The organism is Clostridioides sp. ZZV15-6598, assembly GCF_020657705.1.
Lineage (GTDB): Bacteria > Bacillota > Clostridia > Peptostreptococcales > Peptostreptococcaceae > Clostridioides > Clostridioides difficile_F.
Genome location: NZ_JAGWCS010000119.1, coordinates 1 through 12,525 on the forward strand (window position 1 = coordinate 1; position 12,525 = coordinate 12,525).

The following is a 12,525-nucleotide window of genomic DNA, read 5'->3' on the forward strand; positions in this document are numbered from 1 at the left end:
GTTATACCCAAATATAAATTTTATAAATTTTTTTTTATAATAAATTATTTCCACATATTCCAATTTATAGCAATCTTATTATTACATGTATGGAGGTATCTGTTGTTTTCTTACTATCTCCAATTCTTTAATTTCTATAAACTTAACTACATTTACTTTATAGTTTTCTTTAGATTTTATATATAAAACATCTTCTTCTATTTTTTTACCCTCAATAAACTTTTTTGACCATCTTAAAAGTTCGTCAAAATTATCTATTTCCTCTTTTACAAAAGTATCACTTTCACTGGTAAAATATTTAATGATTATTTTAGTTACTTCCAATATATATCATCCTCTACTTTTAAATTAATATTTTCATTTATAAATTTATTATTTGTCTAAAAATTTTTTTTAAACAAAATAAATTTATATATTTGAAATCAACATTTTTACCTAATTTGAATTATATTAATGCATTTTAATCTATTTTTCCTTGTACCTAATATTATATTGTGATATAATTAATAAGTTATTTTAATCGAAGGGAGCAACAAAAATGTCACAAAAACATAAAATTATAAATATCGCAGTTATTGCCCACGTTGATGCAGGAAAATCAACATTAGTTGATGCTTTCCTTTCTCAAAGTGGTGTTTTTAGAGAAAATGAAGTAGTTAAAGACTGCGTTATGGACAGCAACGACCTTGAGAAAGAAAGAGGCATAACTATATATTCAAAAAACTGTGCAATAAACTACCAAGACTATAAAATAAATATAGTTGATACACCAGGACATAGCGACTTTTCTTCTGAAGTTGAACGTGTTATGAAAACTGTTGACACAGTTATTTTACTAGTTGATGCAAGCGAAGGCCCAATGCCTCAAACTAGATTTGTTTTACAAAAATCTTTAGAGTTCGGTTTAAAACCAATACTATTTATCAATAAAATTGATAAAAAAGACCAAAGAGCGGAAGAAGTAGTTAATGAAGTTTTCGATTTATTTGTTGACTTAAATGCAACAGACGAACAATGTGAATTCCCTATAATATATGGAATAGCTAAACAAGGTATAGCTAAACTTGAAATGGATGATGATAGTGAAGACCTGTCTCCGCTATTTAAAACTATTGTAAATCATGTTGAAGCTTATCCTGATTACGACAATGAACCTCTACAATTCCAAATATCAGCTCTTGCATATGATGATTATGTAGGTAGACTTGGTATAGGTAGAATCTATAAAGGAACACTTAGAAGCAATGAACAAGTTGCTATATGTAGAGAAGGTTCTGTTGTATCTAGAGGAAAAGTATCAAGACTTTCTGTATATGAAGGTTTAAAACAAGTTGAAGTGAATGAAGCTACTAGTGGAGAAATAGTTGTTATATCTGGTATTCCTGATATATCTATAGGAGAAACTCTATGTGATTTAGATAATCCACTTCCTATGGAAATGATAAAAATAGAAGAACCTACTCTTTCTATGAACTTCTTAGTAAATGATTCTCCATTTGTTGGAAAAAGCGGTAAATTCGTTACAACTAGACATTTAAAAGACAGACTTGAAAAAGAACTTGAAGTAAATGTAGGACTTAAAGTTGAACCTCTTGATACTACTGATGGATATAAAGTTTCTGGACGTGGAGAGCTTCACTTATCTATACTTCTTGAAAATATGAGACGTGAAGGTTATGAAGTTGGTGTTTCTAAGCCTGAAGTTTTAATGCATAAAGAAGATGGAAAATTAATGGAACCAGTAGAAAGAGTTATTGTAAACTGTCCAGAAGTTTATTCAGGTACTATTATAAATGAATTGAATATGAGAAAAGGTATGATGGAATCTATGTCAATAGAAGGAGACTATGTAAAAATAGAATTCTTAGCTCCTACTCGTGGTCTTTTAGGATATAGAAGTGAGTTTATAAATGCTACTCGTGGAGAAGGTACTCTAGTTCGTTCATTTGAAAAATTTGAAGAATTTAAAGGTGAAATACCGTCAAGAGGAAATGGTGTCTTAATAGCACAAGGTCCTGGTGTTACTATGGGATATTCTCTTAATGCTTTAAGTGATAGAGCTACTATGTTCGTAGATCCTGGCGTAGAAGTTTATGAAGGTATGGTAATTGGTATGAATTCTAGAAAAGATGACATGGTAGTTAATCCTTGTAAAAACAAGAAAATGAGTAACGTACGTGCTTCTGGTTCAGATGATGCTATAAAATTATCGCCTCCTAGAATATTCACTCTTGAGGAAGCATTAGAATTTATAGAAGATGATGAGTTAGTTGAAATTACACCAGATTCTATAAGACTTAGAAAAAGATTATTAAATGAACATGATAGATTAAGATATAATAAGTCTAGACAAGGTAAATAAATTCTAACATCTATTTACTAAAATAGCCATATAATACTTAAAGATATATTTTCTTTATAGTGTTATATGGCTATTTTTATTTAAGAGTTATATTTATTCAACATTTATATAATTAGCTGCTTGGACAGCTGCAATAGCACCATCTGAAGCTGCTGTTATTATTTGACGTAAAAACTTAGTTCTGCTATCTCCTGCTACATATACACCTTCAACTGATGTTGTACAGGACTCATCTGAAACTATATACCCACCTTCATCTAACTCAAGAACATTTTCAAACATTTTATTGTTAGGTTTAAGTCCTATAGCAATGAAAATACCACTTACATCTATAGTTCTTTTCTCCTCAGTTTTTAAGTCTTTTACTTCTATTCTTGATACTGTCTTTTCACCTTCTATTTTTTCTACACCATGACTGTAAAGTATCTCAATATTTTTTCTTGCCTTTACTGACTTTTCTAATACTTCTTCACCTCTAAAGTCATCTCTTCTGTGAATTAAGTACACTTTTGTACAATTATTAGCTAAGAATAAAGCATCTTCTAGTGCAGTATTTCCACCACCAACGATTGCAACTTCTTTATTCTTAAAAAAGGCTCCATCACATGTTGCACAATAAGATACCCCTCTACCTGTAAACTCTTTTTCTCCAATACATCCTAATTTACGTCTTTCAACTCCATTTGCAAGGATAACAGCCTTTGCTTTATGTTCTCCTGATGCTGTTTTAATAATTTTTACTTTATCTTCTAGATTTATCTCTTCTACTTCATCAAACTGAATATCAACACCCTGAGCGACTGCTTGATTATATATGTTAGTAGAAAACTCTATACCAGAAATTTTTTGAACTGCTGGATAATTCTCTACCTCAGATGTACTTGCAACTTGACCTCCATAAATACTTTTTTCAAAGACTGTTACACTTAAGCCTGCTCTCATAGCATAAATTGCTGAAGTTAAACCTGCTGGTCCAGCACCAATTACAATAATATCTACCATGACAATTTACCTCTCTTTATATTATTATTTCTTATATATTATTCTCATTATTCTTATACTTTACTATTATTATCCATATATACTATAAACAAAACATTATTTTTTGTTAGTTTATAGAAAATATTAATTTAAAAACTGATAGCTATAAATAAAGTATTATTTTTTACATCTTAACTTTATTTAATTATATGTTAACTTTATTTAATAAATATATAAAAAAACTGTAAATAAAAAGTAATTTTTACTTACAGTTCTACTTATTTATATAATTTAAAACCTTATTGGTTATCATTTACAGTATCTTCTAATATATTGCTTTCTGATATATATGATAGAATTGAAAGTCCATACATAACCAAAACTAATGCTGCTGTTATAAGTACTATTCCCATATTTAATACCTCCTTTTGTTTACAGTATACTCTTATTATGTGAAATACTTGTGAATTTAATTTGAACATATTTGTAATTTTACATAGTATTTTTTTCAAATTAAAATTTATATACTTTTATTAAGTCAAATACAATTAATTGTTTAAATATTAACGCTATTCATCTATATTTATATGATATACCATATAATTACATTTTTCAAATTAAAGTTTTGTAAACTTTTTTTGTAATATAGTGTAGTATAAAATTGTAATATTACAGAGATGTAACTCTTATCTTCTAATTAAATTTTATTGAAATATGCTTCATTTCCATGAAAATCCAAGTTTTTATAGATTTAAAAAGGTTAAAAAAATATTCTCTTAGAAGTCAATTTGATTACAATTTTTTTACATTTCAAAAAATATTTTTCCCAAATTTTTATATTAATGCTTGACTTTGTCTGTTTTATATTCTAGAATAATTAATAATATTAAGAATATTGAAAGGCTTTGATTAGGAAGAGTAAATCTGAATCGGTTACCAGAGAAGGAAACTATTAGCTGAAAAGTTTCTTTAACTAGAAAGATTGAAAACTACCTAGGAGCTTCTATCTGAAGTTATCTTATGATTTTAGTAAGAATAGACGTTTTACTACTTACGTTAAAGTATCAAGTGGATTTTTTAAAATCAATTTGGGTGGAACCGCGGGAAACAGATTCTCGTCCCTTTTTTAGGGATGAGGGTCTTTTTTTATTATCTAAATTCAGTTTTTAAAATATTCTGTATCTAGTTTAATTAGCTAATTAAAAATTTAAAATATATGGAGGATTATAGAAATGTATTATTCAAGTACAAGAAGCACCAAAGAAAAAGTAACTGCATCACAAGCAATAATAAAAGGAATTTCAAACGATGGTGGTCTTTATGTTCCAAGTGAATTTCCAAATGTAAAAAATAAACTTATAGATTTAGTAAATTTAACTTATTCCCAAATAGCATTTTTTGTACTTAGTAAATTTTTATGTGATTTTACTGAAGCTGAAATTAAGGATTGTATAACAAATGCATATGACGAAAAATTTGATTGTACTAGTATCGCTCCATTAAATAAAGTAAATGATGCTTATTTCTTGGAATTATATCATGGTCCAACTTTAGCATTTAAGGATATGGCACTTACTATAATGCCTCATCTTCTTAAAACATCTATTAAAAAAGATAATTTAGAAAAAGATGTTGTAATTCTTACTGCTACATCTGGAGATACAGGAAAAGCAGCACTTGAAGGTTTTAAAGATATAGACAAGATAAAAATAATTGTATTCTTTCCAGAAGATGGTGTAAGTGCAGTGCAAAAACTTCAGATGAAGACTCAAACTGGAAAAAATACATATGTAGTTGGTATAAAAGGAAATTTTGATGATGCACAATCTGGTGTAAAGAGAATTTTCTCTGATAAGGAATTTAATGAAAAACTATTAGATAGTAATTATATATTATCTTCTGCTAATTCAATTAACATAGGAAGACTTCTTCCTCAAGTCGCATACTATTTTTATTCATATATGAAATTGGTAGATAGTGATGAAATAAAGTTAAATGACAAAATAAATTTTGTAGTACCAACTGGTAATTTTGGTAATATTTTAGCTGGATATTATGCTAAGCAAATGGGGCTTCCAATAAATAAATTGATATGTGCATCAAATGACAATAATGTGCTTTATGATTTCTTTAAAACTGGTGTATATGATAAAAATAGAGCATTGAAATTGACTTCTTCACCTTCTATGGATATATTAATTTCCAGTAATTTAGAAAGATTATTATTTGAAATCTCAAATAGAAATACTGAAACTGTAAGCAGACTTCTATCTGACCTTAATGATGATGGAGTTTATAAAATAAATGAAGATATGAAAAAAAATCTGGCTTCATTCTATGGCGAATATTCTAATGAGGAAGAAGTTAAAAACACTATAAATAATGTTTTTAAAAATTACAATTATTTAATTGATACTCATACTGCTGTTGCATATAATTGTTATGAAAAATACAAAAAAGAAACTTCTGATGACACAAAAACTGTTATTGTAAGTACTGCAAGCCCATTTAAGTTTTCTGAAGATGTTTTAAAGTCTATAGACTCTAATTTTGGAAATCTTGATGATTTTGCCATAATAGATAGATTATCAAATATTGCTGAGGTAGATATACCAAAACCTATTAGAAATCTTCAAAATGCAGAAATACTACATAAAGATATTTATGAAAAAGATGAATTAAAAATAGCTATAGAAAAATTCTTAAAGGTATAGGTGATTATTATGTTAGAAATTATAGTTCCTGCAACAAGTGCAAATATAGGTCCAGGATTTGATTGTCTTGGAATTGCTCTAAATATATATAATAAATTTTATGTTGAAGAAATCGAAAGCGGTCTTGAAATAGAAGGTTGTGAAGATGCCTACAAAAATGAAAATAATTTAGTTTATACATCTATGAAATACTTCTTTGATAAAGTTAAGCCAGCTAAAATACCTGCTGGTATCAAAATAAAAATCCAAAGTGATGTACCTATATGTAGAGGTCTTGGTAGTAGTGCCTCTTGTATAGTTGCTGGTGTTATAGCTGCAAATGCTCTATCAAATTCTAATTTAGATAAATGTCAGTTGTTAAATATAGCTTCAGAAATAGAAGGACATCCAGATAATGTTGCTCCTGCTATTTTAGGTAATATGGTTGTTTCTGTTACTGATAATGATAATATACACTATGATATTATAGAAATCCCTAATGAACTCAAATTTTGTGCAATGATACCTAATTTTAAACTATCAACTGAAAAAGCTAGAGGTGTTTTACCAAAAGAAATACCATATTCTGATGGAGTGTTTAATGTTAGTAGAGTCGCTTTACTTGTGTCTGCTCTGTTAAACAAAAACTTTGACCTTCTTAAAGTCGCTTGTCAAGATAAATTGCATCAAGATTATAGGGGTACTTTAATTGAAAACTACAATGATATTGTTAAAAAATCTGAACAATTAGATAGTATTGGCGTATTCTTAAGTGGAGCTGGACCTACTATAATGGCTTTGATAAAAGAAAATGATGATAATTTCGTGGATAATCTGAGAGAATATCTATCAAACTTAAAATCTAATTGGGAAATAAAAGAGTTGTGTTGTGATTCTAAAGGAGCAGTTTTAAATATTATATAATTATTGTCTCACATATAAAATATAACTACTCTTTTATTATAATTTGTAGTATAATAATTAGGACTAGGTAATAATATTAAGTATTATAATCTAGTTCTTTAAACATGTTTACATTGAGGAGGGATTATCATAAAAGAGTTAATAATTGGAGATTTAGTTGCAAAAGTTCCTATAATTCAAGGTGGAATGGGCGTTGGTATATCTAGATCATCACTTGCTGGTGCTGTTGCTAAGCTTGGTGGTGTTGGTGTAGTTTCTGGGGTTCAAATTGGTTATGATGAGGAAGATTTTGAGACTAACACTATAAATGCAAATTTAAGAGCTATAAAAAAACATATTTCTAGAGCGAAAGAAATTTCAAATGGTGGCATTATTGGCATTAATTTCATGGTGGCTATGAAAGAATATGAAACATATGTAAAAGAAGCTGTTAAAGCTGGTGTAGACCTTATAATATCTGGGGCTGGACTTCCTAATAAACTACCATCTTTGGTAAAAGGAAGTAATGTAAAAATAGCACCTATAGTTTCTACTGCAAAAGCTGCCCGTGTAATTTTAAAAATGTGGGATAGAAAAGATAAAACTACTGCTGACTTAATAGTTGTTGAAGGTCCAAAAGCTGGTGGTCATCTTGGATACTCTAATGAGGAGCTTGATAACATAGATTCTATAGACTATGATAAGGAATTTGTTGAGATATTAAAAGTTGCAAATAATTACGGAGAAAAATTTGGTAAGAACATTCCAGTTGTTGCTGCTGGTGGTATAACTTCTAGTAGTGATGTAAAAAAATATATCGATATGGGAGCAAGTGGTGTACAAGTTGGTACGAGATTTGTTGCTACTTATGAATGTGATGCACATGAAAACTTTAAAATGGCGTATATAAATGCTACAGAAGAAGATGTACACATAGTTAAAAGCCCTGTAGGTCTTCCTGGACGTGCTATAAGAAATAAATTTATAGAAGAAGTTAAAACAAATCGTCCAGAGATAAAAAAATGTTACAACTGTTTGATTCCTTGTAACCCAAAAGAAACACCATACTGTATTTCTCAAGCATTAATTAATGCTGTTAAAGGAGATGTAGAAAATTCACTTTTATTCTGTGGCAATAATGCATATAAAATTGATAAGTTAAGTTCTGTTGAAGATGTTATCAATGAATTAATTTCTGAATTATAATTTGAAAACTTACAAATTAAATTTTTATCAAGCTAAGGATTTTTAAATATGTTACTAATCAATCTATATTAACATATTTATATCCTTAGCTTCTTTATATTCTCATCTTTATTTTTATTAAGGTACTATATAAATATAATTTACGCCATTATTAATAGTATATTTCAAAATTTCACTTGCTCTTACCTAATTTATTTTCCAATCAACTGTAGAAAATCTCATATATAAAAACTCAATCACTTACATATCATAATTAAATTTTCTTTGCTTTCTATAATATGGCTTACTGATACAATCATATCATTACATATTGTTTAATCTTCTTTTACAAGTACATTTGTTATCTCAGCTACATATAGAGTATGATAATCTTTTTGTGGATACCATCTTCCATCTATTTCTTCATCAATAAAACACTGTGGGTCAATTTTTTGACAGTGCATTTTTTTACATATAATAGCCAACTTTGCTTCTTTAAAATAAGGTGTATCATTTAAATGTTCTACATTAAATCCTGTTTTAGATATTTTATCCTCTTCTCTACCAGATACTTTACCACAATAAGAAAGTTCTTTACGAAAATCTTCATCAAAAAAAGTAAGAGAAAATGTATCTGTACTATCTATAAATTCTTTAGTATAACGTTGTGGTCTTATTACTACAAAAGCAACGTTTTTTCCCCACATAACTCCAAGTCCACCCCAACTAGCAGTCATTGTATTTACTTTACCTTCTTTTTCAGCTGTTATCAATGTCCAGTCTTTACCTATTAACTTAAATGGATTACTTTTAATTTCCTCTGACATAATCTCTTTAAATTCACTCATATCTCTAATAACCTCTCATTCTCTTATATTGATAATACTTTTATTTTCATCATAAATTATTACTAGAATTTACTTTGGAAAATAAAGTATTTTTTATTAAATATATTATAAAGAAGTAAGGATATAGATACCTATTCATTTTCTAATATATTTAATATTTTCACTCAGAATATATATATACTTTATCTCAGTTAAATATGACTATTATGTTTTACATGTAAATTATGACAAAAATATCATTTGACTAAATCAAAACTTGATTTATATACCTGGAAAAGGTATTATATTAAAGAGTGCTTAAAATACTTCTTTTGTATATAGGCCTGTATAAAATAATAAATAAGGAGAGTGATGAGCAATGGATACTAGTCCGTTGCGGAGAGAATTTTTTACAATTTCATCACTTAATAATATCTAAATTTAAAACTAATACAGATATTCAGTTATATAAATTAGTTAATTAATAGATACTATTAAATGATGAGATTTATATAAAACTGAATAAAGGATGTGTTGCCATGATAAGATATTACAAAACTATAGATTCAAAATTAGAGAAACTTAGTTTTTTTGAAGATGGCTGTTGGATAAATCTTGTTGAACCTAATCATAGTGAAATCAACGAAATTTCTAATTTATTAAATATAGATGTAGAAAGTATAGAATCTGCACTAGATGAAGAAGAGCGCTCAAGAATAGATGTTGAAGACAATCATACTCTTATACTTATAGATATACCAGTAGACGAAAGTGACTCTAATTCTTCTCATTATACTACAATACCCTTAGGTATTATATTAACTCAAGAAGCTATTATAACAGTTTGCAATGCACAAACTAAGATTTTAAATGACTTTATAGTTGGTCACATTAAAGACTTCTTTACATTTAAAAAGACTCGCTTCTTGCTTCAAATTCTTCATAAAAATGCAGCTTATTACTTGCATTACTTAAGAAAAATAAATAAAATGACAATCATAATAGAGCGAGAAATTTACAAATCTATGAAAAACAAAGAACTAGTACAACTATTGGAATTAGAAAAGTCTTTAGTATACTTCTCTACCTCTTTAAAATCCAATGAACTGGTCTTAAACAAGATGGTTAGAACTGCGGGTATAAAGAAATATCCAGATGATGAAGACCTCTTAGAAGATGTTATAGTCGAAAATAGACAGGCTCTTGACATGGCTAAAATATATGGAGATATATTGAGTAGAATTATGGATGCTTTCAGTGCAATTATAAGTAATAATCAAAATAATGTTATGCAATTTTTAACAGTAGTTACACTAATTTTCTCAATACCTACAATAATATCAGGATTCTTTGGTATGAATGTTATCAATATGCCGTTTTCTGATAACCCAAATGGATTTTGGATAATTATGCTCATTACTTCTATAATATGTATAATAATTACATTTTTTATGTCAAGAAACAAGCTATTATAAAATATTAATAAGAGAAAGCCATTAGAGTTAATTAATTTACATTTACTCCAATGGCTTTTATTTATTTTAAAAATACTCTTTTTATCAGGTTTTTTAATTATCATATTCTTCATCTATACTCATTTCAGTTTCAAGACCTTCTAACATTGAGTCTAAACTTTCTTTTATGTTCAATATATAAATTGGAACATACTCTTCTTCATCAACTATTTCTTCTTGTAATTTAAATGGCGGAATTAATACTTCATCAAAGTTTATATTTAGTTTAGGGAAATCTTCTACTATTTCTCCACAGTTATCATATTCTTCATCTGCTAAAGAAACATACATATCTAAACTTTTTTTGTAGTAAAGCCCCGCAAGCATATATTCACACTTCTTACTCCCAAATTTAATACCTTCTTTATAATATTTCTCAGCTTCTGCATCATCATTTAATTTTAAATAAATTTGCCCTAAATTATATATTGCCTCAACACAACCTTGTGCTCTAGCCTTCTCATACCAATATTTAGAATTAACATAATCTTTGTAAAACATATCATAAATAAGGCCTACCATATGTTGAGCATATACATTGTTTTCATTAGCAGGTGTGTCAAGCATCATTTTAGATTCTTCTAGTTTTCCTTCTCTAAAATAAATTCTACCTAAATGTATACGAGCATTCATATGATTTTTACTACTTGCCATCTCAAAGTATTTTCTAGCATTTTTTGTATTGCCTAAATTCTCATATATACATCCCAATCTATAGCTAGATTTAGTATCTCCATTTTCAGATGCTTTTTTATACCAACTTATAGCTTCTTCTATGTTATTTAAATCTTCATATATATTCCCTAATTTTATTTGACAAGATACATTATTTGGAATTCTAGAATAATACGAAACTGCTTTTTCTATCTCTTGATTTTGATAATATAAGTCTCCAAGATTCTCAAGAGAACTTTTACATCCAACAGCTATAGCATCTTCATAGAACTTTATAGCATTTTCATAATCTTTTTCTTCAAAATATATACCTGCTAGATTGTTTTTAGCTTCTGTTATATCGTCTTCTGCTGCCATTTTATAATAAGTCTTTGCTTTTTCTATTTCATTCTCTCTATTATATAAATTTGCTAGCCTATATTTAGAAAGTGTGTGATTTTTTTCTATTGCTTTTTCATAATAATAAATTGCATCTCCTAATTCTTCTTTTCTATCATATACATATGCAAGTCGATACTCAGATTTTACGTCTTCTCTATCTGCACTCTTTTTGTAATATCTTTCTGCTTCTTCCAAATTATCATTGATTTCCATAATCATACCCAAGTTAAAACAACCTTTCATATGACCTGACTTATACAATTGTTTATATAAACTTACGGTAGACTTATTGTCCTTCTTTTTGCCATTTAATATTGCTAGATTATACTTAGCATCATCATCTAAAAGTACAGAACCTTTTTTATAATATTCATATGCCTCATCATCCTTTTCTAAGAATGTATACAATACTCCTAGATTAAAACAAGCTTTCCCGAGATTATTATCTGCTGCTTCTTTTAACCACTTTTCACATCTTATAAAATCTTTCATTTTAAAATGGCATACACCTAAATTATTTTGTGCTTGTAAGTACCCTATAGTAGCTATTTTCTCATACCAGTATATAGCATACTCATATCCCTCTAATCTATAATACATATTACCTAAATCAAATGCAGCATCTTCACTTCCATTCTTATATGCCATTGAATACCATTTTTCTGCTTCTTTAAATTGCTTTTTATTTTCATATATATTTCCCAAAGTATATTGAGATTTTACATAATTATCTAATGCTGCACTTTTATATAATTCTATTGCACTTTCTGTCTTTCCCATCTTTTCAAAAAGAGCTCCCTTAGTATGTATAACTTTTGGGTCACTAGATATATTTTTTATTTTTCTTATAGAAAATTTTGTGTTTTTCATTATTCGCTACCTACCCATTTTATAAAATATATTCTCTCAAACATTATTATACATTATAAACCATAATTAATGCTATAATATTGAATTTTTACCTTTTGTCACTATATTGTAATATTGAATTTTAAATTTTATAA

At 27.7% G+C, this 12,525-nt stretch carries 9 protein-coding genes and 1 other annotated feature; of the genes, 5 read left to right on the forward strand and 4 right to left on the reverse strand.

Annotation, left to right across the window (positions count from 1 at the left end; genetic code table 11):
- Positions 1-81: 81 nt before the first annotated feature.
- Positions 82-324 (reverse strand): hypothetical protein, encoded by a 243-nt coding sequence (locus KGF50_RS17070; protein WP_227849177.1) that lies wholly within the window; start codon positions 322-324, stop codon positions 82-84.
- A gap of 214 nt (positions 325-538) precedes the next feature.
- Between KGF50_RS17070 and typA the strand changes: the two genes are divergently transcribed.
- Positions 539-2,362, forward strand: a complete 1,824-nt coding sequence (gene typA / locus KGF50_RS17075) for a translational GTPase TypA (protein WP_227849178.1) — start codon at positions 539-541, stop codon at positions 2,360-2,362.
- 93 nt (positions 2,363-2,455) lie between these two features.
- Here typA and trxB read toward each other — a convergent pair whose 3' ends face one another.
- Positions 2,456-3,364 (reverse strand): thioredoxin-disulfide reductase, encoded by a 909-nt coding sequence (gene trxB / locus KGF50_RS17080; RefSeq protein WP_227849179.1) that lies wholly within the window; start codon positions 3,362-3,364, stop codon positions 2,456-2,458.
- An 875-nt stretch (positions 3,365-4,239) separates the two neighbouring features.
- Positions 4,240-4,469: a binding site (T-box leader), on the forward strand.
- A 106-nt stretch (positions 4,470-4,575) separates the two neighbouring features.
- Here trxB and thrC point away from each other — a divergent pair.
- The 3 genes from thrC (at position 4,576) to KGF50_RS17095 (ending at position 8,145) form a co-directional block, all read left to right on the forward strand.
- On the forward strand, positions 4,576-6,057 hold the full coding sequence (thrC, locus tag KGF50_RS17085) for a threonine synthase (protein WP_227849180.1): 1,482 nt from the start codon (positions 4,576-4,578) through the stop codon (positions 6,055-6,057).
- Between the two features lie 9 nt (positions 6,058-6,066).
- Positions 6,067-6,960: a homoserine kinase gene (gene thrB, locus KGF50_RS17090; protein WP_227849181.1), complete on the forward strand. Its 894-nt coding sequence runs from the start codon at positions 6,067-6,069 to the stop codon at positions 6,958-6,960.
- Between the two features lie 126 nt (positions 6,961-7,086).
- Positions 7,087-8,145: an NAD(P)H-dependent flavin oxidoreductase gene (locus tag KGF50_RS17095; protein WP_413926830.1), complete on the forward strand. Its 1,059-nt coding sequence runs from the start codon at positions 7,087-7,089 to the stop codon at positions 8,143-8,145.
- 314 nt (positions 8,146-8,459) lie between these two features.
- Here KGF50_RS17095 and KGF50_RS17100 read toward each other — a convergent pair whose 3' ends face one another.
- Positions 8,460-8,972 carry a flavin reductase family protein gene (locus KGF50_RS17100; RefSeq protein WP_227849182.1) on the reverse strand — a complete coding sequence of 171 codons (513 nt, stop codon included), beginning with the start codon at positions 8,970-8,972 and terminating at the stop codon, positions 8,460-8,462.
- A 518-nt stretch (positions 8,973-9,490) separates the two neighbouring features.
- Here KGF50_RS17100 and KGF50_RS17105 point away from each other — a divergent pair.
- On the forward strand, positions 9,491-10,426 hold the full coding sequence (locus KGF50_RS17105) for a magnesium transporter CorA family protein (protein ID WP_227849183.1): 936 nt from the start codon (positions 9,491-9,493) through the stop codon (positions 10,424-10,426).
- A 93-nt stretch (positions 10,427-10,519) separates the two neighbouring features.
- Here the strand turns inward: KGF50_RS17105 and KGF50_RS17110 are convergent, their stop codons facing one another.
- On the reverse strand, positions 10,520-12,391 hold the full coding sequence (locus KGF50_RS17110) for a tetratricopeptide repeat protein (protein WP_227849184.1): 1,872 nt from the start codon (positions 12,389-12,391) through the stop codon (positions 10,520-10,522).
- Positions 12,392-12,525 lie beyond the last annotated feature (134 nt).

What these genes read in the sequence shown, in the direction of transcription:
- KGF50_RS17105 (WP_227849183.1), top strand. Translation starts at nt 9,491, where the DNA reads ATGATAAGATATTACAAAACTATAGATTCAAAATTAGAGAAACTTAGT.
- typA (WP_227849178.1), top strand. Translation starts at nt 539, where the DNA reads ATGTCACAAAAACATAAAATTATAAATATCGCAGTTATTGCCCACGTT.
- KGF50_RS17100 (WP_227849182.1), bottom strand. Translation starts at nt 8,972, where the DNA reads ATGAGTGAATTTAAAGAGATTATGTCAGAGGAAATTAAAAGTAATCCA.
- trxB (WP_227849179.1), bottom strand. Translation starts at nt 3,364, where the DNA reads ATGGTAGATATTATTGTAATTGGTGCTGGACCAGCAGGTTTAACTTCA.
- KGF50_RS17110 (WP_227849184.1), bottom strand. Translation starts at nt 12,391, where the DNA reads ATGAAAAACACAAAATTTTCTATAAGAAAAATAAAAAATATATCTAGT.
- thrB (WP_227849181.1), top strand. Translation starts at nt 6,067, where the DNA reads ATGTTAGAAATTATAGTTCCTGCAACAAGTGCAAATATAGGTCCAGGA.
- thrC (WP_227849180.1), top strand. Translation starts at nt 4,576, where the DNA reads ATGTATTATTCAAGTACAAGAAGCACCAAAGAAAAAGTAACTGCATCA.